This is a genomic window from Roseateles chitinivorans (assembly GCF_050632235.1).
GTDB lineage: Bacteria > Pseudomonadota > Gammaproteobacteria > Burkholderiales > Burkholderiaceae_C > Roseateles > Roseateles chitinivorans_A.
Genome location: NZ_CP192584.1, coordinates 2,509,078 through 2,532,168 on the forward strand (window position 1 = coordinate 2,509,078; position 23,091 = coordinate 2,532,168).

General features: G+C 68.0%; 23 protein-coding genes and 1 tRNA gene. 12 read left to right on the forward strand and 12 right to left on the reverse strand.

Going from position 1 to position 23,091, the window contains the following annotated elements:
* Positions 1-18 precede the first annotated feature (18 nt).
* From ACQ859_RS11360 to ACQ859_RS11380, 5 genes are all read right to left on the reverse strand, one after another.
* Positions 19-810 carry a zinc-dependent peptidase gene (locus tag ACQ859_RS11360; protein WP_431265865.1) on the reverse strand — a complete coding sequence of 264 codons (792 nt, stop codon included), beginning with the start codon at positions 808-810 and terminating at the stop codon, positions 19-21.
* Entirely contained in the window at positions 807-1,637 is an 831-nt protein-coding gene (locus tag ACQ859_RS11365) for a UDP-2,3-diacylglucosamine diphosphatase (RefSeq protein ID WP_431265866.1), read from the reverse strand. The genes ACQ859_RS11360 and ACQ859_RS11365 overlap by 4 nt, the downstream gene beginning before the upstream one ends.
* Positions 1,634-2,137: a peptidylprolyl isomerase gene (locus tag ACQ859_RS11370; protein WP_431265867.1), complete on the reverse strand. Its 504-nt coding sequence runs from the start codon at positions 2,135-2,137 to the stop codon at positions 1,634-1,636. The genes ACQ859_RS11365 and ACQ859_RS11370 overlap by 4 nt, the downstream gene beginning before the upstream one ends.
* Positions 2,138-2,149: 12 nt before the next feature.
* Positions 2,150-2,725 (reverse strand): peptidylprolyl isomerase, encoded by a 576-nt coding sequence (locus ACQ859_RS11375; RefSeq protein WP_431265868.1) that lies wholly within the window; start codon positions 2,723-2,725, stop codon positions 2,150-2,152.
* A gap of 93 nt (positions 2,726-2,818) precedes the next feature.
* Positions 2,819-3,361, reverse strand: a complete 543-nt coding sequence (locus tag ACQ859_RS11380; RefSeq protein WP_431265869.1) for a tetratricopeptide repeat protein — start codon at positions 3,359-3,361, stop codon at positions 2,819-2,821.
* Positions 3,362-3,505: 144 nt separating this feature from the next.
* Between ACQ859_RS11380 and cysS the strand changes: the two genes are divergently transcribed.
* The 8 genes from cysS (at position 3,506) to ACQ859_RS11420 (ending at position 10,283) form a co-directional block, all read left to right on the forward strand.
* Entirely contained in the window at positions 3,506-4,906 is a 1,401-nt protein-coding gene (gene cysS / locus ACQ859_RS11385; RefSeq protein WP_431265870.1) for a cysteine--tRNA ligase, read from the forward strand.
* Positions 4,906-5,559 carry a DNA-3-methyladenine glycosylase family protein gene (locus tag ACQ859_RS11390; protein ID WP_431258452.1) on the forward strand — a complete coding sequence of 218 codons (654 nt, stop codon included), beginning with the start codon at positions 4,906-4,908 and terminating at the stop codon, positions 5,557-5,559. The genes cysS and ACQ859_RS11390 overlap by 1 nt, the downstream gene beginning before the upstream one ends.
* Positions 5,560-5,561: 2 nt before the next feature.
* Positions 5,562-6,533, forward strand: coding sequence for an acetyl-CoA carboxylase carboxyltransferase subunit alpha (locus tag ACQ859_RS11395; protein ID WP_431265871.1), 972 nt, complete (start codon positions 5,562-5,564; stop codon positions 6,531-6,533).
* 64 nt (positions 6,534-6,597) lie between these two features.
* Positions 6,598-7,842 carry a tRNA lysidine(34) synthetase TilS gene (tilS, locus tag ACQ859_RS11400; RefSeq protein WP_431265872.1) on the forward strand — a complete coding sequence of 415 codons (1,245 nt, stop codon included), beginning with the start codon at positions 6,598-6,600 and terminating at the stop codon, positions 7,840-7,842.
* Positions 7,725-7,997: a TilS substrate C-terminal domain-containing protein gene (locus ACQ859_RS11405; RefSeq protein ID WP_431265873.1), complete on the forward strand. Its 273-nt coding sequence runs from the start codon at positions 7,725-7,727 to the stop codon at positions 7,995-7,997. The genes tilS and ACQ859_RS11405 overlap by 118 nt, the downstream gene beginning before the upstream one ends.
* Before the next feature lie 39 nt (positions 7,998-8,036).
* Positions 8,037-9,308, forward strand: a complete 1,272-nt coding sequence (locus ACQ859_RS11410) for an aspartate kinase (protein WP_431265874.1) — start codon at positions 8,037-8,039, stop codon at positions 9,306-9,308.
* A 109-nt stretch (positions 9,309-9,417) separates the two neighbouring features.
* Positions 9,418-9,510, forward strand: a tRNA-Ser gene (locus ACQ859_RS11415).
* 131 nt (positions 9,511-9,641) lie between these two features.
* Positions 9,642-10,283, forward strand: coding sequence for an FMN-binding negative transcriptional regulator (locus ACQ859_RS11420; protein WP_431265875.1), 642 nt, complete (start codon positions 9,642-9,644; stop codon positions 10,281-10,283).
* 495 nt (positions 10,284-10,778) lie between these two features.
* Here the strand turns inward: ACQ859_RS11420 and ACQ859_RS11425 are convergent, their stop codons facing one another.
* Positions 10,779-12,464: an electron transfer flavoprotein-ubiquinone oxidoreductase gene (locus tag ACQ859_RS11425; protein WP_431258447.1), complete on the reverse strand. Its 1,686-nt coding sequence runs from the start codon at positions 12,462-12,464 to the stop codon at positions 10,779-10,781.
* 278 nt (positions 12,465-12,742) lie between these two features.
* On the opposite strand from ACQ859_RS11425, the gene ACQ859_RS11430 reads away from it, so the two are divergent.
* The 3 genes from ACQ859_RS11430 (at position 12,743) to ACQ859_RS11440 (ending at position 14,705) form a co-directional block, all read left to right on the forward strand.
* On the forward strand, positions 12,743-13,144 hold the full coding sequence (locus ACQ859_RS11430) for an OsmC family protein (protein ID WP_431265876.1): 402 nt from the start codon (positions 12,743-12,745) through the stop codon (positions 13,142-13,144).
* 108 nt (positions 13,145-13,252) lie between these two features.
* Positions 13,253-14,035, forward strand: a complete 783-nt coding sequence (locus ACQ859_RS11435) for an SDR family oxidoreductase (protein WP_431258445.1) — start codon at positions 13,253-13,255, stop codon at positions 14,033-14,035.
* A 16-nt stretch (positions 14,036-14,051) separates the two neighbouring features.
* The gene (locus ACQ859_RS11440) at positions 14,052-14,705 is read left to right on the forward strand and encodes a YceH family protein (protein ID WP_431265877.1); all 654 of its coding nucleotides are present in this window, start codon (positions 14,052-14,054) and stop codon (positions 14,703-14,705) included.
* Between the two features lie 19 nt (positions 14,706-14,724).
* On the opposite strand, the gene ACQ859_RS11445 is transcribed toward ACQ859_RS11440, so the two are convergent.
* The 6 genes from ACQ859_RS11445 to ACQ859_RS11470 all read right to left on the reverse strand — a co-directional run bounded on the left by ACQ859_RS11445 (position 14,725) and on the right by ACQ859_RS11470 (position 21,173).
* On the reverse strand, positions 14,725-15,498 hold the full coding sequence (locus ACQ859_RS11445) for an SDR family NAD(P)-dependent oxidoreductase (protein WP_431265878.1): 774 nt from the start codon (positions 15,496-15,498) through the stop codon (positions 14,725-14,727).
* A gap of 170 nt (positions 15,499-15,668) precedes the next feature.
* Positions 15,669-16,493 (reverse strand): enoyl-CoA hydratase/isomerase family protein, encoded by an 825-nt coding sequence (locus tag ACQ859_RS11450; RefSeq protein ID WP_431265879.1) that lies wholly within the window; start codon positions 16,491-16,493, stop codon positions 15,669-15,671.
* Positions 16,490-17,755, reverse strand: a complete 1,266-nt coding sequence (locus tag ACQ859_RS11455; protein ID WP_431265880.1) for a CaiB/BaiF CoA transferase family protein — start codon at positions 17,753-17,755, stop codon at positions 16,490-16,492. The genes ACQ859_RS11450 and ACQ859_RS11455 overlap by 4 nt, the downstream gene beginning before the upstream one ends.
* Before the next feature lie 11 nt (positions 17,756-17,766).
* The gene (locus tag ACQ859_RS11460; RefSeq protein WP_431265881.1) at positions 17,767-18,756 is read right to left on the reverse strand and encodes a Bug family tripartite tricarboxylate transporter substrate binding protein; all 990 of its coding nucleotides are present in this window, start codon (positions 18,754-18,756) and stop codon (positions 17,767-17,769) included.
* A 69-nt stretch (positions 18,757-18,825) separates the two neighbouring features.
* Positions 18,826-19,761 carry a LysR family transcriptional regulator gene (locus ACQ859_RS11465; RefSeq protein WP_431265882.1) on the reverse strand — a complete coding sequence of 312 codons (936 nt, stop codon included), beginning with the start codon at positions 19,759-19,761 and terminating at the stop codon, positions 18,826-18,828.
* Positions 19,758-21,173, reverse strand: coding sequence for a M20/M25/M40 family metallo-hydrolase (locus ACQ859_RS11470; protein ID WP_431265883.1), 1,416 nt, complete (start codon positions 21,171-21,173; stop codon positions 19,758-19,760). The genes ACQ859_RS11465 and ACQ859_RS11470 overlap by 4 nt, the downstream gene beginning before the upstream one ends.
* A gap of 141 nt (positions 21,174-21,314) precedes the next feature.
* Here ACQ859_RS11470 and ACQ859_RS11475 point away from each other — a divergent pair, with 141 nt between their 5' ends.
* Positions 21,315-23,048 (forward strand): cellulase family glycosylhydrolase, encoded by a 1,734-nt coding sequence (locus ACQ859_RS11475; RefSeq protein ID WP_431265884.1) that lies wholly within the window; start codon positions 21,315-21,317, stop codon positions 23,046-23,048.
* Positions 23,049-23,091 lie beyond the last annotated feature (43 nt).

Genomic DNA, 23,091 nt, shown 5'->3' on the forward strand with positions numbered 1-23,091 from the left:
CACGCGCTGCGGCGGCCCTCACTCCCGTGCCGGGTCTTGCCTGAAGAAGCCGGCGAAGAGCCGGTACAGCTGCGGCTGCTCGGCGAGCAGCTCGCGCGGGGCGACGAAGAAGGCCTCGACGGCGACGGCGAAGAATTCCTCGGGGGCTTCCGCGCCATAGGGATCGATGAGCGTCGCGACGCCTGCATCGACCTGGTCGCAGAACCAGTGCCACTCGGCTTCCATCGTCGCGCCCCACTGCCGGCGCAGGGTCGGATCCTCGATCGTCGGCACGCCGTCGGGTTCACCGTCGCGCATGTCGAGCACATGCGCGAACTCGTGGATCACGACGTTGTAGACGGAGTCATGGCCCTCGACACGGTCGACGGCATCGGGCGCGATCTCGCTCCAGGCGAGCATCAGCGGCCCGCCTTCCATCGCCTCGCCGGCGAGCGTCTCGTCGTATTCGTGGACGACGCCGTCCTCGTCCATCGTCTCGCGCGCGGCGATGACCTCGCCCTCATGCATCACGATGCCGACGAAGCCGTCGTACCAGTCGAGCCCGAGCCGCAGCACCGGCAGGCAGGCCTGCGCGGCGACCGCGACGGCGACCTCGTCGGTGACCTCGAAGCCGTTGGCGCCGTGGAATTCCTTCGCCGACAGGAAGAGCGAGCAGAGCCGGCGCAGCTCGGCGCGATCGGCCTCGGTGCGGCGCGCGATGAAGGGGTACTGCGTGAGCGTGAGTTCCCACAGCGGATCGGGGATCGCGTACTGGTCGAGCAGCCTGCGCTCGCGGCGATCGCGCCAGCGTTGAAGCAGACCGCCGATCATGAGGCGATGACGACCTCGGTCGCCGAGGTCATCGGGGCGATGCGGCGCAAGCCGCCGGCGTCGATCACGAGGACGTCACCGCGGCCAGGACCGTGGTCGTAGTCCCAGTCGGACAGCACGGCGCGGGTGAGCCCGTTGCCGAGATCGTGCACCGCCGGCCGGTGCGTGTGGCCGTGGATCAGCGTGTCGCAGCCCGATGCGCGCAGCCAGTCGCGCGCCGCGTCGTCGTCGACGTCCGCCCAGGTGGACGGGTCGGATTGATTCATCCGGCTTTTCGCCCGCAGACGGCGCGCGAGGGCACGTCGCGCGAACAGCGGCATCGCGCGCAGCGCCGCCAGCACCTCGGGCCGGCGCACGATCGCGCGCGCCTTCAGGTAACCGACGTCGCCCAGGCAGAGCTGATCGCCATGGCTCAGCAGCCAGGCGCGTCCGAAGGCATCCAGCCGCGCCGGATCGTCGAGCAGCCGCATGCCGGCATCCGCCGCCATCGCCTCGCCGAGCGCGAAGTCGCGGTTGCCATGCAGGAAGAAGAGGAATTTGCGCGACGAGACCCCGCGCAGCAGTTCGAGCGCGGACTGCTCGAAGGTGCCGGCCTGCCAGCGCGCGTCGTCGCCGATCCAGGCCTCGAAGATGTCGCCGAGCAGGAAGACCGCGTCGGCGGGCGTCGCCGCCAGGTGGGCGCGGCATCGCGCCAGCGTCGCCGGCATGTCCGGCGACAGGTGCAGGTCGGACAGCAGGTCGATCCGCCGCCATCCGTCCACCGCCCGCAGCGGTGCCAGCGGCACCGCCGCGCGGGGCAGCGGGAAGGCGGCGGACCCGGGGCTCACTCGACCGCGACGGCGCGCTCGATGATGACCGGATCGACCGGCACATCGTCATGGAAGCCCGAGCGGCTGGTCTTGACCTTCTCGATCTTGTCCACGACGTCCTGGCCGCCGACGACCTTGCCGAACACCGCATAGCCCCAGCCCGAGGGGCTTTCGCTCTTGAAGTTCAGGAAGTCGTTGTCGACCGTGTTGATGAAGAACTGGGCGCTCGCCGAATGCGGCGCGTTCGTGCGCGCCATCGCGATCGTGTACTTGTCGTTCTTCAGGCCGTTGTTGGCCTCGTTCTGGATCGGGGCGTCGGTCGGCTTCTGCTTCATGCCTTCCTCGAACCCGCCGCACTGGGCCATGAAGCCCTTGATGACGCGGTGGAAGATCGTGCCGTCGTAGTGGCCCTTGGCCACGTAGGCCAGGAAGTTCTCGACGGTCTTCGGGGCCTTGGCCTCGTCCAGTTCCAGCGTGATCAGACCCTGGTTGGTGTGCAGTTCGACTTTCTTGCTCATGGCGTCAACTCCTTATTTCTCGACGGTCGCCTTGTTGATCAGGACGGGGGTGTTGGGCAGGTTCTGGAACGCCGGGTTCTTCGGCGACGGGGCGGTCGGCACCGCGCGGATCTTGTCGACCACGTCCATGCCCTCGGACACGTAGCCGAACACGGCGTAGCCGCGGCCGTCGGACGCGTAGCCCGGGTCCAGCGCCGGGTTGTCGACGGTGTTGATGAAGAACTGCGAGGTCGCCGAGTTCGGATCGTTGGTGCGCGCCATCGCGATCGAGCCGCGGATGTTCATCAGGCCGTTGCCGGCCTCCAGCGGGATCGGCGCGCGCGTCGGGCGCTGCTTCAGGTCGGCCGTGTAGCCGCCGGTCTGGATCATGAAGTCGCCGATGACGCGATGGAAGATCACGCCGTTGTAGTGGCCGGCCTTCACGTAGGCGAGGAAGTTGGCGACCGTCTTGGGTGCCTTCTCCGCGTCCAGCTTGATCGTGATGTCGCCGGCGGTGGTGTTCAGCTTGACCGTCTGGGCCTGGGCGAACGAGGCCGCGAGGCCCAGCACGGCAGCGCCGGCGGCGAGCAGGAGTTTGGATGTCCGCATGGTCCTGGTGTCTGTGTGGAGATTGTTGGGGGGAGGGCGGGGCGAGGTGTCGGGCGGTGCCCGGGGAGCGCGCCGTCGGCGCGCCGCCCGCGATCATCGCGCCTGGCTGCCCCTGGCGTTGTTGAACGCGGTGACGCGTTGCAACTTGACCTTCAGCGCGGTGTCGTCGCCGAGCGCCTGCTTCAGCGCGCGTTCGTAGGACTGCTGGGCCAGGCGCATCATCACGTCGCCCATGTTCTCCTGGGCCTGCGCGTGGTCCGGCTGCAGGTCCAGGGCGCGGGTGAGCGCCTGGCGGGCCGCCTCGTACTCGCCGCGCGCGGCGTGGATGACGGCCAGGTTGTTGTAGGGATCGGCCAGGTCGGGGAAGTCCTCGGTCAGGCTGGTGAAGAGCGCCCGGGCGCGTTCGAGCTGCTGCTGCTCGAGCAGCATCGTGCCGAGCGCGAAGCGCAGGCGCGGATCGTCGGGCGTGGCCTTCAGGCCGGCCTCGGCGGTCTGGATCGCCTGGTCGCGTTTGCCGGCGGCCCACTGGGCCTGCGCGTCGTCGAGCGTCGCGGCCTGCGTCAGGGACGCGCCGGCCAGCGCCAGGGCGACACAGCCGTGGCGGATCAGGGCGGGAAGGGACGGAAGTCTTGGCATGGGGTCGGGCCGCTATACTGCCGGGCATTCTAGAGCGAGCTTTCGTCTCACGCTCGCCGCCCGGCCGGCTCTCCGGCCCACCCGCACCGCACCGTCGAATGCGCCGATACTCGCGACCCGTCGCCGGTGCGGCGCGAGTACCGTATGTCCTCCTTGCGCATCTACAACACGCTGGACCGCCAGCTCCAGGATTTCCAACCGATCGAGCCGGGCAAGGTCCGCATGTACGTCTGCGGCATCACGGTCTACGACCTGTGCCACATGGGCCATGCGCGCATGAACATCGCGTTCGACGTCGTCTACCGCTGGCTGAAGGCCAGCGGCTTCGACGTCACGTACGTCCGCAACATCACCGACATCGACGACAAGATCATCCGTCGCGCGCTCGAGCGCGGCATCACGATCGGCCAGCTGACCAGCGACACGATCGCCGCGATGCATCGCGACTTCGACGCGCTGGGCATCGCCAAGCCGACGCATGAACCGCGCGCCACCGAGTACGTCCCGCAGATGCTGGACATCATCGGCAAGCTCGAGACCCAGGGCCTGGCCTACCAGGCCGACGGTGGCGGCGACGTGAACTACGCGGTGCGCAAGTTCGACGGCTACGGCAAGCTCAGCGGCAAGTCGCCGGACCAGCTGCGCGCCGGCGAGCGCGTCGCGGTCGACGACGGCAAGCGCGACCCGCTGGACTTCGTGCTGTGGAAGTCGGCCAAGGCCGACGAGCCGGTCGAGGCCAAGTGGGCCAGCCCCTGGGGCGAAGGCCGCCCGGGCTGGCACATCGAGTGCTCGGCGATGAGCTGCGCGCTGCTGGGCGAACGCTTCGACATCCACGGCGGCGGCATGGACCTGCAGTTCCCGCACCACGAGAACGAGATCGCGCAGAGCGAAGGCGCCCTGGGTCATCCCTTCGTCAATTACTGGCTGCACAACGGCTTCCTGAACATCGACGGCGAGAAGATGTCCAAGAGCCTGGGCAACTTCTTCACCATCCAGGAAGTGCTGGAGAAGTTCGACGGCGAGGCTATCCGCTTCTTCATGCTGCGCACGCAGTACCGCAGCCCGTTCAACTTCAGCGACGTCAGCCTGGACGATGCGCGCACCGCGCTGCGCCGGCTGTACACGGCGCTGGACGCGGTGGCGCCGGCGGACGTGACGATCGACTGGACGCACGGTCCGGCCGCGGCCTTCAAGGCCGCCATGGACGACGACTTCAACACCCCCGGGGCGCTGGCGGTGCTGTTCGAACTGGCGAACCAGGTCAACCGCGACCGGTCCGCACAGGACGCCGGCCTGCTGAAGGCGCTGGGCGGCGTGCTGGGCGTGCTGCAACAGACGCCCAAGACCTTCCTGCAAGCCGGCGCGGGCCTGGACGAGGCCGCGATCGAGGCGCAGATCGCCGCGCGCGCCGCCGCCAAGGCGGCCCGCGATTTCGCCGAGGCCGACCGCATCCGCAAGTCGCTCGCCGAACAGGGCATCGAGCTGAAGGATTCCCCGACCGGCACGACCTGGGTCCGTGCCTCGAAGGTGGGAGAGCAGGCCTGATGGCGCGTGTGGCGACCGCCGGGGTGACCCCGGACTATTGGGACGAGGCCTGCAGACACCTGAGCAAACGCGACCGGGTGATGAAGAAGCTGATCCCGCAATTCGGCGAAGCGCGGCTGCAGAGCCGCGGCGACGCGTTCACCACGCTGGCGCGTTCGATCGTCGGACAGCAGATCTCGGTGAAGGCGGCGCAGGGCGTGTGGGACAAGTTCGCCGAGCTGACCTCGGGGCCGTCCAACCGCATCAAGCCGACCGAGGTGCTGGGCCTGGAGAAGACGGCGCTGCGCGCCGTGGGCCTGTCGGTGCGCAAGGTCGAGTACCTCAGCGACCTGGCGCAGCATTTCGAGACCGGTCAGGTCCATGTGCGCCAATGGGCGCAGATGGAAGACGAAGCCATCATCGACGAGCTGGTCGCGATCCGCGGCATCGCCCGCTGGACGGCGGAGATGTTCCTGATCTTCCACCTGATGCGGCCGAACGTGCTGCCGCTGGATGACGCGGGACTGCTGAAAGGCATCAGCCAGCACTACTTCAGCGACGAGCCGGTGTCGCGCGCGGAGGCCCGAGAGCTGGGCGAGGGCTGGGCCCCGTATCGCTCGGTGGCCACATGGTACATTTGGCGGAGCCTCGATCCGCTACCCGTGGATTACTGAGAATGAGCAAGAAACACTTCCTCGAATTCGAGCAGCCGATCGCCGAGCTCGAAACCAAGATCGACGAGCTCCGCTACGTGCAGAGCGAGTCCGCGGTGGACATCTCGGAAGAGATCGACCGCCTCGGCAAGAAGAGCCTGCAGCTCACAAAGGACATCTATTCGAATGTCCTGCCGTGGCAGGTCTATCAGGTCGCGCGCCATCCGCAGCGTCCGCAGACGCTGGACTACTGCAGCGAAGTCTTCACCGAGTTCGAAGAGCTGCACGGCGACCGCCACTTCGCGGACGACGCCGCGATCGTCGGCGGTCTCGCGCGCTTCAACGGCCAGGCCTGCATGGTCATCGGCCATCAGCGCGGTTCCGACGCGAAGGAGCGCACGCTGCGCAACTTCGGCATGCCGCGCCCCGAGGGCTACCGCAAGGCGTTGCGCCTGCTGAAGCTGGCCGAGAAGTTCGGCCTCCCGGTGTTCACCTTCATCGACACGATGGGCGCTTACCCCGGCATCGGCGCCGAGGAACGCAGCCAGTCCGAAGCCATCGGCCGCAACATCTTCGAGATGGCGCAGCTGGAAGTGCCCATCATCGCGACGGTGATCGGCGAGGGCGGCTCCGGCGGCGCGCTGGCCATCGGCGTGGCCGACCAGGTGCTGATGCTGCAGTTCTCGGCCTATTCGGTGATCTCGCCGGAAGGCTGCGCGTCCATCTTGTGGAAGACGGCGGCGCGTGCCCCTGAAGCCGCCGAGGCGCTGGGCATCACCGCGCACCGTCTGAAGGCGCTGGGCCTGATCGACAAGATCGTCAGCGAGCCCGTCGGCGGCGCGCACCGCGATCCGAAGCAGATGGCGTCCAGCCTGAAGCGCGCGCTGGGCGACGCGCTCCGCCAGGTCTCCGACCTGAAGACCAAGGAACTGCTGGATCGCCGCTATGAGCGTCTCCAGGCCTATGGTCGATTCAGCGACACCAAGAGCCGCTGATCTGCGCTCCGACGCCGGCGTCGACGCCGGTGCTGCAACCGGCTCCGACCAAGCCTCCCGCCGCGTGATTGCGGTCGCCACCAGTGGCGGCCGCGATTCGACGGCGCTTCTCCACGCCACCGCCGTTGCCGCCCGTCCGCTCGGGCTGCACGTGGTGGCGTTGCACATCCATCATGGATTGAGCGAGCACGCCGACGCGTGGCTCGCGCACCTGCAGGCGCAGGTCGAAGGGTGGGCGGCGGAAGGCCTGCCCGTGACGCTCGTCCACGAGCGGCTGGACGGCGCACCCGGACCCGGCGACAGCATCGAGGCCTGGGCCCGTGCCGGACGACACAAGGCCCTGCAACGCCTGACCCTCGCGGCCGGCGCCGACCTGCTGCTGCTGGCGCACCACCGGCGCGACCAGGCGGAGACCTTCCTGCTGCAGGCCCTGCGCGGCGCCGGCGTGGCGGGCCTGTCCGCGATGCCGCGCACGCAGTGGCGCGACGGCGTGTGCTGGTCGCGTCCCTGGCTGGATCGTCGACGCGAGTCCATCGAGGCCTACGTCGCCGAACACGGCTTGAGCTTCATTGAAGACGACAGCAACGGCGACGCGCGTTTCGCGCGCAACCGGCTTCGCCTGGAGGCGTGGCCCGCGCTGACCGCGGAAGCCCCCGGCGCGGAGGCCGCGCTCGCGCAGGCCGCCGCGTGGGCGCAGGAGGCGACGGAACTCCAGCGCGAGATCGCCGAGGAGGACCTCGCCCGCTGGTCCGATGGCGACGGCGACGGCGACGGCTTGTCGCAGGCCATGCTGGAAGCACTCAGCGCGGCGCGCGCGTCGAACGCGTTGCGCGCGTGGCTGTATCGCGCGACCGGCCGCACCGCGCCGGCGACGTTGATCCGACGCGTGATGACGGAAGGTCCCGCAGCCACCGCGGCGCGCTGGCCGCTGGGCGACACCGAGCTGCATCTCTATCGCGGCCGGTTCTTCGTGCAGGCGCCGCCGCTGGTGCGGCGTCCCGCACGTGCCGAAGCGCTGCCCGCCTCGTTGCTGGGGCTCGGGATCACCGCGGCTCTGGCGGGCCCCGATGCGACGCTCCGGATCGATCTCTCGCGGCCGGGGCGCCACCCGGTGGCCGCATGGGGCGGCGCTTTCGATGTCGAACCCGTGACCACGGGGGCGTTGCGCTTTCTGCGCTCAGCAATGTCGAGTTGCGCCCGCGCGAAGGCGGCGAGCAGTTCCAGGCGCACGCCAAGGGCCTGGCGCGCGCGCTCCGCAAATGCTGGCAGACCGCCGGAATCCCCGCTGTCCAGAGGGAAGGACCGCTGATCCACGTCGACGGACGGCTGCTGTTCGCGCCCGGTCTGGGCATCGACGCACGGTGGATCGCACCGGCGGGCGAAGCACAAATGGCGCTGCGATGGGTGTCCGATGCATGCGGATCCCGCATGGGCAGCGACGTTGCGGGCAAGGGCGCGTCTTAGAATCGCCGATCCCACCCGCAGCAGGCCTTTGACACTCCCATGGCATTGATCGTTCACAAGTACGGCGGCACCTCGATGGGGTCGACCGACCGCATCCGCAACGTGGCCAAGCGCGTCGCCAAATGGGCGCGGGCGGGTCACCAGATGGTGGTGGTCCCCTCGGCGATGAGCGGCGAGACCAACCGCCTGCTCGGCCTGGCCAAGGAGCTGTCGCCCGGCAGCTCGTCGCCGTCGCTGATGCGCGAGCTCGACATGATCGCCTCGACCGGCGAGCAGGTCTCCGTCGGCCTGCTGGCGATCGCGCTGCAGGCCGAGGGCATGGACGCCGTCAGCTACACCGGCTGGCAGGTCGGCGTGTCGACCGACAACTCCTACACCAAGGCCCGCATCGAGAGCATCGACGACGCGAAGGTCAAGGCCGACCTCGACGCCGGCCGCGTGGTCGTCATCACCGGCTTCCAGGGCGTGGACGAGGACCGCAACATCACGACGCTGGGACGCGGCGGCTCGGACACCTCGGCGGTGGCGATCGCCGCGGCGATCAAGGCCGACGAATGCCTGATCTACACCGACGTCGACGGCGTCTACACGACCGATCCGCGTGTCGTGCCCGAGGCGCGCCGCATGAGCACCATCAGCTTCGAGGAGATGCTGGAGATGGCCTCGCTGGGCTCCAAGGTGCTGCAGATCCGCTCGGTGGAATTCGCGGGCAAGTACCGCGTCCCGATGCGCGTGCTGAGCAGCTTCACGCCCTGGGACATCGACATCGACGAAGAAGCCAAGTCCGGCACCCTGATCACTTTTGAAGAGGACGAACAAATGGAACAAGCCGTCGTCTCCGGCATTGCCTTCAACCGCGACGAGGCCAAGGTGACGCTGCTCGGCGTGCCGGACAAGCCGGGCATCGCGTTCCAGATCCTGGGCCCGGTGGCCGACGCCAACATCGACGTCGACGTGATCATCCAGAACGTGTCGCAGGACGGGAAGACCGACTTCTCCTTCACGGTGCATCGCAACGACTACCAGCGCGCGATGGAGCTGCTGGAGAACGTCGTCGGGCCGGCCGTCCAGGCCGCCAAGGTGACCGGCGACCAGCGCATCTGCAAGGTGTCCATCGTGGGCATCGGCATGCGCTCGCACGTGGGCGTGGCGTCGAAGATGTTCCGTTCGCTGTCGGAAGAGGGCATCAACATCCAGATGATCACGACCAGCGAGATCAAGACTTCCGTCGTCATCGACGAGAAGTACATGGAGCTGGCCGTGCGCGCGCTGCATCGCGCGTTCGACCTGGACCAGGACATCGAGGCCTGAGCCTCGGTGAGGAATCCGGGGCGCGCCTGTCGCGCGGCGAGATGATGATTCGGCCGGAGTTTTGGTCGAGGGGTCAAAAAGCCATGCTATAGTCGCTGCTTCTCCGGTTGGAGACGTGACCGAGTGGCCGAAGGTGCTCCCCTGCTAAGGGAGTATGTGGGCAAAACCTGCATCGAGGGTTCGAATCCCTCCGTCTCCGCCAACCAGATGTGAAACCCCCGCAGCGCAAGTTGCGGGGTTTTTGCATTCCGGGTTCCGAATGCATTCCAGACTGCTGCGGTGGGTCAGGAAAACTTTCAGCGGTCGTCGGGCGATGTGTCCTAAAGTCATCGCATGTACACGCCCAAGCACTTCGATCTGCCGGACCTGTCGCATGCCCGGCTGATGATCCAGGAACATCCGCTGGCCACGCTGATGCTGATCGATCCGACGCACGGCCTGTCGGCGACGTCGGTGCCGATGATCTGGGGTGCGCCGACCGATCCCGCCGATGGCGAGGGCTGGTGGCTCGAAGGCCACCTGGCGCGCGCGAACCCGCATGTGGCCGCGCTGAAGTCGGACGCGCTGGGCGAGGTGCTCGTGCAGTTCAACGGCCCGGGCGCCTACATCTCGCCGAGCCACTACGACACGCCGCTGTCGGTGCCGACGTGGAACTACCTGACCCTCCAGGTCCATGGCCGCGTGCAGATCATCGACGAGGAGCAGGACAAGGATGCGCTGCTCAAGCGTCTGATCGCCACGCAGGAACCCGATTACGCCGCGCAATGGCGCGGGCTGCCGGAAGACTTCCAGCGCAAGATGCTGGGCGCGATCGTCGGCTTCCGCGTGCCGGTGGCGCGCTGGACGATGAAGGCCAAGATCAGCCAGAACCGCAGCGCCGTCGAGCGCGAGCGCATCCTCGCGCATCAGGAGCATCACGGCTCGCTGGAAGAGCAGATCCTCGCGAGATGGGTGAGGGAGCTGGCGCCCCGCTGAACGAGGGATCGTTCACGGGGTCAGGTCTTGCCTGATCGCGCCCGATCTGCCATCTGGGACTTCCCCGGGCACGCCTAGCAAGTTTGGGGCAGTGATCTTCAATCGACGTTGCCGTAGCCTTGCACCTCGCAATCAGCAAGGGCTAGGCACAGCATGGCAGGCAAGGTTCGGGATCGTTCACCCAAGCGACTATGGAAGACGCTTCCGCTGCGTTGCGCCTGGGTGATCTTCGCCAATGCGTTCGTGACCTGGGTGCTCTTTGAGGGCAGAACTCCAAGAGTCTTCGTCGCAACGAGCTGCAGCGTGTGCGCTGTGTTCGTCCTGGAAGCCTTGATCGTGACTTGGCGGCAGCGACGATCGGACGGTCGAAAGGACGCTGGCGAAAACCATGAGATTCGAACCTGATCTGGCGAGACGCGTCGACCAGGAGCACGAAGGCCCGCTGCGAGCGGGCCTTCTCCTTGTCGAGCGATGCGGCTTTGAAGCCGCCGCCGATCACATGCTCACGTAGTTCGGCCCGCCGCCGCCTTCCGGCGTCACCCAGACGATGTTCTGCGTCGGGTCCTTGATGTCGCAGGTCTTGCAGTGCACGCAGTTCTGCGCGTTGATCTGCAGGCGCTCGACGTTGTCGTCGGCCTTCACGAACTCGTAGACGCCGGCCGGGCAGTAGCGGGCCTCGGGGCCGGCGTACTTCGCCAGGTTGACCTGCACCGGGACGCCGTTGTCCTTCAGCGTCAAGTGGGCCGGCTGGTTCTCCTCATGGTTCGTGTTGGACACGAACACCGACGAGAGCCGGTCGAAGGTCAGCTTGCCGTCGGGCTTCGGGTAACTGATCTTGGGCATCTCCGACGCGGGGCGCAGGTAGACGTGATCGGGCTTGTCGCGATGCAGCGTCCACGGCGGGCTCTTGATGCCGAGCTTGGGCAGCAGCCATTGCTCGATGCCCGTCATCAGCGTGCCGACCGTGTTGCCCTTCTTGAACCAGGTCTTGAAGTTGCGCGACTGGTCCAGTTCCTCGCGCAGCCAGCTCTTCTCGAAGGCGGCGGGATAGGCGCTCAGCTCGTCGAAGGAACGGCCCGCGGCCAGCGCCTCGGCGATGGCGTCGGCGCACATCATCCCGGACTTGATCGCGGCATGGCTGCCCTTGATGCGCGCGGCGTTCAGGTAGCCGGCGTCGTCGCCGACCAGCGCGCCGCCCGGGAACACCTGCTTGGGCAGGCTCAGCAGGCCGCCGGCGGTGATCGCGCGGGCGCCGTAGCCCAGGCGCTTGCCGCCCTCGATGTGCTTGCGGATGGCGGGGTGCGTCTTCCAGCGCTGCATTTCCTCGAACGGCGACAGCCACGGGTTCTTGTAGTCGAGGCCGACCACGAAGCCCAGCGTCACCTTGTTGCCTTCGAGGTGGTACAGGAAGCCGCCGCCGTAGGTCTCGCTGTCCATCGGCCAGCCGGCGGTGTGCACCACCAGGCCGGGCTGCGCCTTGTCGGCCGGCACTTCCCACAGCTCCTTGATGCCGATGCCGTAGGTCTGCGGGTCCTTGCCCGCGTCCAGCTGGTACTTCGCGATCAGCTGCTTGCCCAGATGGCCGCGCGCGCCTTCCGCGAAGATCGTGTACTTGCCGTGCAACTCCATGCCGAGCTGGAAGCCCTCGTGCGGCTCGCCGTCCTTGCCGACGCCGACGTTGCCCGTCGCCACGCCCTTGACGCGGCCCTGCTCGTCGTAGACGACCTCGGCGGCGGCGAAGCCGGCGAAGATCTCCACGCCCAGCGCCTCGGCCTGCTGCGCCAGCCACTTCGTGACGTTGCCCAGCGAGATGACGTAGTTGCCGTGGTTGTGGAAGCAGCCCGGGATCAGGAACTGCGGCGTGGCCTTCGCGCCCGTCTCGGACAGGAACAGCACCTCGTCGCCGGTGACCGGCTGGCCCAGCGGCGCGCCGAGTTCCTTCCAGTTCGGGAACAGCTCGGTGAGCGCGCGCGGATCCATGACCGCGCCGGACAGGATGTGCGCGCCGGCCTCCGAGCCCTTCTCGAGCACCACCACCGAGATCTCCTGACCCTTCTCCGCGGCGATCTGCTTGAGCCGGATCGCGGTCGCAAGACCGGCGGGGCCGCCGCCGACGACCACGACGTCGTAGTCCATGCTGTCGCGCGGACCGTACTGGGCGATGAGTTCTTCGGAGGTCATGGTCATCCTTGCTCGTTCTAGTCGGAGTCCTGGCCTTGACCGTGCGGATCGGCGGGGGCCGGCTCGCTGTCTGGCTGGGGCGGTTTGCGGCGCATTCTAGCCGCGTGAAGAGAAAAAGAACGGTCGTGCTATTTGTGAAATAGAGAGGCCGGTCGACTGCGCGATGCCGTCCGACCGATCGCCGCGCGATGTCCGCTCGGCGTGACCCGAACGGGAGTGCCTCGTCCCGGGCACGCGCCGTACCATGGGCCGCGATTCAATCCATTGACGGAGCCTCCATGAGCATTCACGTTCAACGCGACAAGACCGGGCCGATGCGCCAGACGGTGAGCATCCGCAACCATGTGCTGACCGCCGACCAGTCGGTCGAGGGCGGCGGCGAGGACGCCGGTCCCGACGCGCACGAGCTCTACGACGCCGCGCTGGCGTCGTGCAAGGCGCTGACGGTGCTCTGGTACGCGCGGCGCAAGGGCATGGCGCTGGAGGACGTGCTGGTGGACGTCGAGCGCGACGGCTCGCAGGAGCGGCAGGGGCTGTACAAGCTGAAGGCGTCCTTGACCTTCGTCGGCAACCTGAGCGACGAGGAGCGCCAGCAACTGCTGGCCGTGGCCGACAAGTGCCCGGTGCACAAGCTGATGACGCAGGTGAAGACGGAGATCGAGACGGTGATGGCCGGCTGATCACCGGATGACGCCGACTGAGGCCGGCGTCATCGTGGGGCGGGTCTTGCGTGCTATCGTGACCGGCACCTGTCCGGTCACACGAGAAGTTTTGCGAGAGACCTTGCCATGAGCTACAGCATCGATCTGGAGGGCCGCGTGGCCCTCGTCACGGGCGCGTCCAGCGGATTGGGCGCGCAGTTCGCCAGGACCCTGGCGAAGTCGGGCGCCTGCGTGGTGCTGGCGGCCAGACGCGTGGACCGCCTGAAGGACCTGCGCGCGGAGATCGAGGCCGGCGGCGGCGACGCGCACGTGGTGCAGATGGACGTCACCGACCTGGAGAGCATCGCCGCGGCGGTGGCGCGGGCGGAGACGGAAGTCGGCACGCTGGACATCCTGATCAACAACTCCGGCGTCAGCACGACGCAGCGGCTGGTCGACGTGTCGCCGGAGGACTTCGACTACGTGATGGACACGAACGTGCGCGGCGCGTTCTTCGTCGCGCAGGAAGTCGGCAAGCGCATGCTGGCGCGGGCCCGCGGCGCGGCGCCGGGCACGTACACGGGCGGCCGCATCGTCAACATCGCGTCGATGGCGGGGCTGCGGGTGCTGTCGCAGATCGGCGTCTATGCGATGAGCAAGGCGGCGGTCGTGCACATGACCAAGGCGATGGCGCTGGAGTGGGGCAAGTTCGACATCAACGTCAACGCCATCTGCCCGGGCTACATCGACACGGAGATCAACCACCACCACTGGCAGACCGACCAGGGCCGCAAGCTGGTGGAGCTGCTGCCGCGCAAGCGCGTGGGCACGCCGCAGGACCTGGACACGACCTTGCTGATGCTGTGCGCGAAGGAAAGCCGCTTCATCAACGGCGCGATCATCCAGGCGGACGACGGATTCGGAGTTTGAGGAAAGAAGCGAGCCGATGGCTGTGAGAGAACTGAGCGCGCTGGAAGCGCGCGTGCTGGCGGTGCTGGTGGAGAAGGAGTCCACGGTGCCGGACAGCTACCCGATGTCGCTGAACAGCCTGACGCTGGGCGTGAACCAGAAGACCGCGCGCGATCCGGTGATGAACGCGAGCGAGTCCGACGTGGCCGCGGTGCTGGACGAGTTGAAGGCGATGAGCCTGGTCAACAGCGTGAGCGGCAGCCGCGTGGCGCGGTTCGAGCACAACATGAAGCGGGTGCTGGGCGTGCCGGGGCAGGCGGAAGCGCTGCTGACGGTGCTGATCCTGCGCGGCCCGCAGACCTCGGCGGAGTTGCGGCTGAACTGCGAGCGTATCCACCGTTTCGCGGATGTGTCGTCGGTGGAGGGATTCCTCGACGAACTCGCGGCGCGTGAGCCTGCGCTGGCGGTGAAGCTGGCGAAGGCGCCCGGCGCGCGCGAGGCGCGATGGGCGCATCTGCTGAGCGGCGAGCCGGCGGTGCCGGTGTACGTGGCGTCGGCGGCTTCGTCGTCGAGCGCCAGCTCGTCATCGAACAGCGCGCGCGACGAAGAGATCGCGGCGCTGCGCGCCGAGCTCGATCAGTTGAAGGCGATCGTCGCCCGCATCCAGTCCGAGCTCGGAATTTCCGACTGACTGCCGATTGGGCTGGCCCTCAGTTCCTCCCCGCCATCACCCCACCGTCCACATCCCACACCGCGCCGGTGACCCAGCTGGCCTTGTCGGACAGCAGGAACGCGACGGTCTCGGCCACATCCTGCGGTGTTCCGATGCGTCCGATCGGGTGGAAGCCGTTGAAGCCCTGCAGCGCGCCGTGGACCTCGTCCTTCGGGATGAAGCCTTCATAGATCGGCGTCTGCACGACGGCCGGAGACACCGCATTGACCCGGATGCCCTTGGGCGCGAGTTCCATCGCCAGATGCTGCGTGAGCGCATGCAGGCCCGCCTTGGCCATCGAGTACGCCGACGACGGCGTCGCCGCGATGGCCTGCTTCGCCCACATCGAGCCGATGTTGACGATCGCACCTGAACGGCCGGCGGCGATCATGTTGGCGGCGACCTTCTGCGTGATGAAGAAGAAAGCCTTGTTCAGCGCCATGTACTGCTCGTAGTCGGCGTCACCGTGCTCGAGGAAGGGCTTGGGGAAGAACACGCCCGCGGCGTTGACGAGCAGGTCGATGTCGCGATGCCGGGCGTCGAGCGCCGCGATCAGCGCGGCGCGGCCGTCGTCGCTGCTCAGGTCGGCGGTCAGCGCGGTGACCGGGCCCACGGCGGCGAGGTCCTGGCGCGCGGCCTCCGTCTTGTCGGGCCGATGGCCCACGATCACGGCGCTGCCGCCGCCGACGAGCACGAGGCGCGCCGTCTCCAGTCCCATGCCGCTCGTGCCGCCGACGACCAGCAGCGTCCTGCCCTTGAATGCTTGGCTCATGAAGTCTCTCCGCCCGCGTCGCGGGCTCATGTGAGGAATGCAGACGGAGAGAAAACCTTTCCTGTCTGCGCCGGAGACGGATTCTTCAGAGACAGGGCATGAGCGACAAATCAGTTAATGTGTCCTGGTGAGATAGAAAAACTATGCCGACGCGGCGAACGGCTGGAGCGCTAGTGTCCCCGCCACGTCGGCTTCCTGCGTTCCGTGAACGCCGCGACGCCTTCGCGGAAGTCGGCGCTGCCATAGCACTGCCGGATCAGGTCGTCGACATCGGGCAGGTTGCTCGACGTGAGGCGTCGCAGGATCTCCTTGCTGACGGCCTGCGTCACCGGTGCGAGCGGGCTCAAGCGCTCGCAGAGCGCGTCCCTCGCGGCGTCCAGATCCGCGGCGGCGCAGACCGCATGCAGATAGCCGCACGCGAGCGCCTCATCCGCGAGCATCGACTCGGCCAGCAGCAGCATGCGCCGCACGCGCTGGGTTCCCCACGCGGCCTGCAGTCGCGCGATGTTGGCTGCCGACAAGGTGTTGCCCAGCGTGCGCGCGATGGGCACGGCGAACTTCGCATCCGTCGTCGCGATGCGGAAGTCGCAGGCCGTGGCGATCGCCAGCCCGCCGCCGACCGCCCAGCCTTCGATCACCGCGATCGTGGGCATCGGCAGTTGCTCGATGAGCTGGATGCCGTGGTCGATGCGCCGCTCGTAGGCGACGCCGTCGTCGCCGCCGAGCTCGCCGTCCCGGAAGGCGAGGAACTGCGCGATGTCCGTGCCCGCGACGAACGCCTGGCCACCCGCGCCGCGGAACACCACGACGCGGATCTCGCGATCGCGCGCGAGCGCCTCGCAGTGCGCGGCGAGTTGCCCGTACATCTCCCAGGTCATCGCGTTGCGGGCTTCGGGCCGATCGAAGGTGATCGTCGCGATCGCGCCCTCGCGGCTCAGACGGGTGGTGCCTTGACTGGCGCTTTCGCCAGGCGATTGTTTCGAACCCTCGCTCATGCGTTCGCCTTTGCGCGCTTCTCGCCGAACGCGCCGGCCTCTGCCAGCGCGCGCAGCTCCGTCGCGCCGATGCCGTACTCCGCCATCACCTCGTCGATGTGCTGCCCCAGCAGCGGCGGCGGATGCCGCACCTCCTGCGGCGTGCCCAGCAGCTTCACCGCGAAGCCGATGTTGGGCACGCTGCCTTCGATCGGGTGCTCGATCTCGATGCGCATCTTGCGATGCTGGCCATGCTCGCTGTTGAAGGCCTGCGGATAGGTCAGGATCGGCCCCGCCGGAATGCCGGCGGCCAGCATCCGGTCGATCCAATGCTCGGTGGTGTCCGCTGCGAAGCTGCGTTCCAGCGACTCGATCAACTCCTCGCGATTCGCGAGCCGCAACGCCACGGAGCCGAAACGTTCCTCCGCCAGCAGGTCGGACCGCTCCAGCAGGGTGCAGAGCTTCGTCCACAGCTTCTGATTCGTCGCACCCATGACGAAGTACCCGTCCGACGCCTTCACCGCCTGGTACGGCGCGCTCATGCGGTTGGACGTGCCCAGCGGTGTCGGCTCGCGGCCGGTGCCCCAGTACTCGCAGGTGTCCCAGATGGAGAACGCCAGCGCCGAGTCGAACAGCGACGCGTCCACGTACTGCCCGCGGCCGGTGGCCTTCGCGCCGATGTAGGCGGACAGCGCGCCGTAGACGGCGAACAGCGCGCAGCCGATGTCCGCCACCGGCACGCCCGCCTTGACCGGCGGCCCGTCGGCATAGCCGGTCACGCTCATCACGCCGGACATCGCCTGCGCCATCAGGTCGAAGCCGGGCCGTTCCGACCACGGCCCGGATTGCCCGAAGCCGGAGATGCTCACGTACACCAGCGCGGGATTGATCGCGCTGAGCGTCTCGTAGTCCATGCCCAGCCGCTTCATCGCGCCGGGGCGGTAGTTCTCCAGCAGGATGTCGGCGTCCTTGACCATGCGGCGCAGCACCTCCTTGCCGGCCTCGGACTTCAGGTCCAGCGTCACGCTGCGCTTGTTGCGGTTCATGTTCAGGAAGCCCATGCTGTCGGGTCCCTTCATCTTGAATCCCATCGCGCCGCGGGTCTGGTCGCCTTCGGGCGGCTCGATCTTCACGACGTCGGCGCCGAGGTCGGCCAGCAGCATGCAAGCGTAGGGGCCGGCCATGACCTGGGTGATGTCGAGGACGCGTACGCCCTTGAGCGGCAGCGGACGGGTGGATCCAGTCGATCCAGTCGATGCGGTCGATTCAGCGAATGCGGTCATCGGTACTCCCTTCAGGCTTCGACGCGGACGTTCGCGTCTTTCACGACCTTCGCCCACTTGGTGCATTCGGCCTGGATGTAGGCGCCGAACTTCTCGCTCGAGCCGCCGGCGTCTTCCGCGCCGAATTCATCGAGCTTCGCGGCGATCTCGGGCAGGGCGAGCACCTTGTTCACGTCCTGGTTCATGCGCTGGACCATCTCGGCGGGCATTCCCTTCGGTCCGACGAGTCCGTACCACGACGCGGCGTCCAGGCCGGGGCAGCCGGACTCCGCCAGCGTCGGCACATTGGGATAGCTCTTCGCGCGCTTGACGCGGGTCTGCGCGATCGCGGTGACCTTGCCCTGCTTGATGAAGGGCGTGGCCGCGGTCATGGTGTCGAAGGCGAAGTCGATCTGGCCGCCCATCAGGTCGACCAGCAGCGCGGACGAGCCCTTGTAGGGCACATGCGTGGCCTTGACCTTGGTGGCGAGCATGAACATCTCCAGCGCCAGATGTTGCGCCGAGCCGATGCCCGACGACCCGAACGACACCTGTCCGGGCTTGCTGCGGCAGAGCTCGATGATCTCCGGCACGGTGCGCACCTTCTGCGTGTCCACGCAGGTGAGCACGTTGGGCGTGACGCCGACCATGACGATGGGGGAGAAATCGCGGCGCGGGTCGTACTTGACGTTGGGCATCAGCGCCGGCGCGATCGCATTGCTGTTGACGTGGGCCATCAGCAAGGTGGTGCCGTCGGCGGGCTGCTTGGCGACGTAGTCGGCGGCGATGACGCCGGTGGCGCCGGGCTTGTTCTCGACGAGCACCTGCGTGCCCCACATGACGCTGAGCTTCTGCGCGAGCACGCGCGCCAGCACGTCGGTGCCGCCGCCGGCGGCGAAGCCGACGATGATCCGCACGGGCGAGGTGGGCTGCGTGGCCGCGCGCAGCAGGCTGGGCGCGAGTGTCAGCCCGGGCAGGGCGAGGGCGCCTAGGCCGGCACTGGTGAAGGTTCTGCGGCGCATCGTTGTCTCCGTCGTTGTCGTTGGTCTGTGGGGGCGACTATTGAGCAACGAGGGGGCCGTCGGCCATCGCTAATTCGGCGGAGCAGGTTTCGCGAAATTCGTACGCGCGAAGACCTCGGCGACGCTGACGGCCGCCGGCGACAGGCTGGCCGCGGGCCGGCTGCACAGGACGAACTGGCGCTGTGCCCAGGGCTCGGGGATCTCCACGCGCAGGAAGCGCGCGCCGCCCGCGACCGTCTTCGCGACGGCCTTGGGCATCACGCCGACACCGAGCCCCTGCGCGATCAGCGCCGCGATGCTGTCGAAGCCGCCGACCCGCATCCGCATGCGCAGCAGGCGGCCGGACTCGTTGGCCAGCTTCTCCAGCAGGGCCGAGATGGCGGAGCCCTCGCCGAGTCCGATGACGTCGCAGGCGAGGATGTTGTCGAGCGTCGCGGGCGCGTGCGAGAACAGCGCATGACCGCGCGGCGCGACCAGCACGAGTTCGTCGCCGCGATACGGCATCGTCGGCAGGTCGACGGCACCGAGCGAGGCTTCGAAGATGCCGATGTCCGCGGTGCCACGCGTGAGCGCCTGCTGGACGTTGAGGCTGTTCATCTCCTGCAGGTCGATGCTCACGCCGGGGCAGGCAGCGGCGCAGCGCTCGATGTCGGCGGGGACGAACTGCAGCACGGCCGACTTCGGCGCCGCGAGCCGCACCACGCCCTGCGCGCCGCCGACGAAGGACGCGGCGTCGTCCTGCATGCGCAGCACGGTGTGGGTGATGTTGCGCGCGTGGGCCAGCATGGCGCGGCCCGCGTCGGTCAGCGCCATGCCGTGCGGGCGTCGCAGGAAGAGCGGGAGCCCGAATTGCGCTTCGAGTTCGGCGATGCGCCGCGAGGCCGCGGCCGGTGCGATGTGCAGGCGCTCCGCCGCGCGCGTGACGCTGCCGAGCTCGGCGGTGGCGATGAACAGGTGCACCGTCGTGAGGTCGAAGTGCGGGCGGGCGGGGAGCTTCAGCGTCATGAGGCGAGTTTCTTCCCCAATCGGTACATGAATTCCTGGAAGTCGTTCAGCGATTTCACCCGGATGTGCTCGTTGAGCCCGTGCACGCCGCTCGGCTCGACGCCGGAGAAGGTGCCGACGCCGTAGGTCCAGATGCCCGCATTGTTGAGGAAGCGGCCGTCGGTGGTGGCGACCAGCATCGTCGGGATCACCGGCACGCCGGGCCAGAACTCGGCCGCGGTGCTTTCGACCGCCTGGATCACCAGCGGTGACATCGGCGGCTGGGGCGAGGCCAGCGCCTCGTTGGTCGCGCGGACGGTGATGCGTTCGTCGGCCATCACCTTCACGAGCGTCTTCTGAACCTCGTCGGCCGGCTGGCCCGGCAGGATGCGGCAGTTCACCGTCGCGCGGGCGCGCTGCGGCAGCGCGTTGGTCGCGTGGCCCGCCTCGACCATCGTGGCCACGCAGGTCGTGCGCACGCTCGAGTTGTAGACCGGCGACTTCGCCCACAGACGTTCGAGCGCGGCGGTGTCCGTCGGCTTCGCGAGCAGGGCGCGCAGGTCCGCCGCGATGTCCTTGTTGCCGTCGAGCCTGGCGACGCTGTCGAAGTAGGCGCGCGTCGTGTCGTTGAACTGGATCGGGAAGTCGAACTTCGAGAGCCGCGCGAGGCCTTCGGCGAGCCGGTAGATGGCGTTGTCCCGGACGGGCACGGCGCTGTGGCCGCCGGGGTTGGTCACCTCGAGCTCGTAGCCGACGAAGACCTTCTCGCCGATCTGCAGGCTGTAAGAGACCGGCCGTTCGTCCTTGTCGAGCGTCCCGCCGCCGCCCTCGTTGAGCGCGAGCTCGGCGTCGATCAGCGGGCGGTGGTGCTTGAGCAGGTAGTCCAGGCCGTCCCACTGGGACGGGATGATCTCCTCGTCGCAGGTGAGCGCCATGATGATGTCGCGCTTCGGGACGAGCTTCTCTTCCTTGTAGCGGATCAGGTTGCTCACATGCGTGGCGACCTGCGACTTGTCGTCGGAGGTGCCGCGGCCGTAGTAGACGCCGTTCTCCTCGATGAGCTTGAACGGGTCGCGGGTCCAGTCCTCGCGCTTGGCCTCGACGACGTCGAGGTGCGCGACCAGCAGCAGCGGTCGCTTCTCGCCGCTGCCCTTCAGGCGCACGACGAGGTTGCCCTTCGTCGGCGCGTCGGGCGGGACGATGACCTGCATGTCGCCGGCCGCGTAGCCGGCCTGCCTGAGGCGCTTCGCCATCGCCTCGGCCGCGACGGTGCAACTGCCGGAGGAGTTCGTCGTGTTGGTCTCGACGAGCTCCTTGAAGATCTCGTGGAAGCGGCGCAACTCGCGCGGCGGCGTGGCGTCGGCGGCGTGCGTCGACGCGTGAGGACTCAGGATCGAAAGCGCGACGGCAAGCGTCGACCAGGCACGGGTCATGGCGGCCTCCCTTTGGAACAGGCGCCTGCGCTGGCCGAGCGCGGCGCGGAAGGATGCTCCTACGAATGCGAGGGCGGGGCGCTAGCGGCAAACCCTGAGCCTTGGACGTGGGACGCATCGAGCCGCGCGCCCGCCGGTCGCATGACGGTGTCGCAGGACTGTGTCGTGGGGTTACCCATTCTCACGAGGCTCGCGCCGAAGAGCTTCGACACTGCTCGCGTCTCCCCACTTTCCTTCGCGAGCCGCCATGCATCCGATTCCACGCCGATTCGTCCAACGTGCCAGTCTCGTTGCCCTGGCCTGCGGCGCGATCGCGCCCGCCCACGCGGCACTCAGCCTGACGATCGCCCAGGACGTCTGGTCGGGGGCTTCTGCTCGCGGGCCACCATCCGCAATCCGGGCAGCGCGGCCAGCGGCGCGTGGACCTTGCGCTTCGAGCTGCCCCAGGGACAACTGAACGGCACCTGGAACGGCCAGTTCAAGAACGAATCGGCCACCACGGTGGCCGTCACCGGCACCAGCTGGAACTCGCCGACGGCCCCGGGACAGAGCTTCGAAGTCGGCTTCTGCGGCACCGGCACGGCGCCCAGCCCGACCTCCTTCCGCATCGCCGAGGCTGGTGCGCCCGCACCTTCACCCGCGCCCGCACCGTCGCCAGCGCCCGCACCGTCGCCAGCCCCTGCGCCGTCGCCAGCCCCTGCACCGTCGCCAGCACCTGCACCTGCACCTGCACCGTCGCCGGCTGGCGATCTCTCCGTTCCTGCGACGGGGCAATTCAAGCTGCCGTTCAGCGTCGCGACGGATGGCCGCATCCTGGACAGCCAAGGGACGGCGGTCTCGATCCGCGGCGTCAACTGGTTCGGCTTCGAGACGCCGGACCTGGTGGCGCACGGCCTCTGGCAGCGCAACTACAAGGACATGATTGCCCAGATGAAGGATCTGGGATTCAACGCCGTGCGGCTGCCCTTCTGCCCGGCGACGCTGCGTTCCACGGGCCGTCCGAGCGGCGCGCTGAACACCAGCGTGAATCCCGACCTGGCCAACAAGACGCCGCTGCAGGTGCTGGACCGCATCGTGGCCGAGTTCGCGACACGCGGCTTCTACGTCCTGCTCGACCACCACCGGCCGGATTGCAACGCGATTTCCACGACGCCACAGATCCCCGGCTACACGCTGGACCAGTGGGTGGCCGATCTGCAGTTCGTGGCCGACCGCTACCGCAACGTGCCCAACGTCTTCGCGATCGACCTGAAGAACGAGCCGCACAGCACCGGCGGCACGGGCGCCTTCTGGGGCACGGGCAACATCAGCAACGACTGGAAGCTCGCCGCCGAACGTGCCGGCAGCGCGGTGCTGGGCAGCAACAGCAAGCTGCTGGTGTTCGTCGAAGGCGTGTCCGACAACCAGGGCCGTTGCGAGAATCCCGACCCGCACTGGTGGGGCGGCAACATCGAGCCGGTGGCCTGCTATCCGATCGACGAGACCAAGATCCCGCGCAACCGTCTGGTGCTGTCGCCGCACATCTACGGCCCGTCGGTGAGTGCGCAGCCCTACTTCAACGACGGCACGGGCTTCCCGAACAACATGCCGGCCATCTGGCAGAACCAGCTCGGCCGCTTCATGGGGAAGAACGCTGTGGTGCTCGGCGAGTTCGGCGGCCGCTTCACGGACAAGGACCGTCAGTGGCAGGTCAAGTTCGTGGACTGGCTGAAGTGCAAGGGCGTGCGCAACTTCTTCTACTGGTCCTGGAATCCCAACTCGGGCGACACCGGCGGCATCCTGCTGGATGACTGGCAGAGCGTGTCGCAGGACAAGTACAACAACCTCAAGCGCCTGTGGGACGGCTCGGCGGTCGACGCCAACGTCTGCAAGTAGTCGAGGCAGGCGCAAGGGTCAAGGCTTGACGCCACAATGGTCC

Bases quoted from the DNA above. Each gene is read 5' to 3' on its own strand.
- ACQ859_RS11360 (WP_431265865.1), bottom strand. From the start codon at position 810: ATGATCGGCGGTCTGCTTCAACGCTGGCGCGATCGCCGCGAGCGCAGG.
- ACQ859_RS11370 (WP_431265867.1), bottom strand. From the start codon at position 2,137: ATGAGCAAGAAAGTCGAACTGCACACCAACCAGGGTCTGATCACGCTG.
- ACQ859_RS11375 (WP_431265868.1), bottom strand. From the start codon at position 2,725: ATGCGGACATCCAAACTCCTGCTCGCCGCCGGCGCTGCCGTGCTGGGC.
- ACQ859_RS11380 (WP_431265869.1), bottom strand. From the start codon at position 3,361: ATGCCAAGACTTCCGTCCCTTCCCGCCCTGATCCGCCACGGCTGTGTC.
- cysS (WP_431265870.1), top strand. From the start codon at position 3,506: ATGTCCTCCTTGCGCATCTACAACACGCTGGACCGCCAGCTCCAGGAT.
- ACQ859_RS11390 (WP_431258452.1), top strand. From the start codon at position 4,906: ATGGCGCGTGTGGCGACCGCCGGGGTGACCCCGGACTATTGGGACGAG.
- ACQ859_RS11395 (WP_431265871.1), top strand. From the start codon at position 5,562: ATGAGCAAGAAACACTTCCTCGAATTCGAGCAGCCGATCGCCGAGCTC.
- ACQ859_RS11410 (WP_431265874.1), top strand. From the start codon at position 8,037: ATGGCATTGATCGTTCACAAGTACGGCGGCACCTCGATGGGGTCGACC.
- ACQ859_RS11420 (WP_431265875.1), top strand. From the start codon at position 9,642: ATGTACACGCCCAAGCACTTCGATCTGCCGGACCTGTCGCATGCCCGG.
- ACQ859_RS11425 (WP_431258447.1), bottom strand. From the start codon at position 12,464: ATGACCTCCGAAGAACTCATCGCCCAGTACGGTCCGCGCGACAGCATG.
- ACQ859_RS11430 (WP_431265876.1), top strand. From the start codon at position 12,743: ATGAGCATTCACGTTCAACGCGACAAGACCGGGCCGATGCGCCAGACG.
- ACQ859_RS11435 (WP_431258445.1), top strand. From the start codon at position 13,253: ATGAGCTACAGCATCGATCTGGAGGGCCGCGTGGCCCTCGTCACGGGC.
- ACQ859_RS11440 (WP_431265877.1), top strand. From the start codon at position 14,052: ATGGCTGTGAGAGAACTGAGCGCGCTGGAAGCGCGCGTGCTGGCGGTG.
- ACQ859_RS11445 (WP_431265878.1), bottom strand. From the start codon at position 15,498: ATGAGCCAAGCATTCAAGGGCAGGACGCTGCTGGTCGTCGGCGGCACG.
- ACQ859_RS11450 (WP_431265879.1), bottom strand. From the start codon at position 16,493: ATGAGCGAGGGTTCGAAACAATCGCCTGGCGAAAGCGCCAGTCAAGGC.
- ACQ859_RS11455 (WP_431265880.1), bottom strand. From the start codon at position 17,755: ATGACCGCATTCGCTGAATCGACCGCATCGACTGGATCGACTGGATCC.
- ACQ859_RS11460 (WP_431265881.1), bottom strand. From the start codon at position 18,756: ATGCGCCGCAGAACCTTCACCAGTGCCGGCCTAGGCGCCCTCGCCCTG.
- ACQ859_RS11465 (WP_431265882.1), bottom strand. From the start codon at position 19,761: ATGACGCTGAAGCTCCCCGCCCGCCCGCACTTCGACCTCACGACGGTG.
- ACQ859_RS11470 (WP_431265883.1), bottom strand. From the start codon at position 21,173: ATGACCCGTGCCTGGTCGACGCTTGCCGTCGCGCTTTCGATCCTGAGT.
- ACQ859_RS11475 (WP_431265884.1), top strand. From the start codon at position 21,315: ATGACGGTGTCGCAGGACTGTGTCGTGGGGTTACCCATTCTCACGAGG.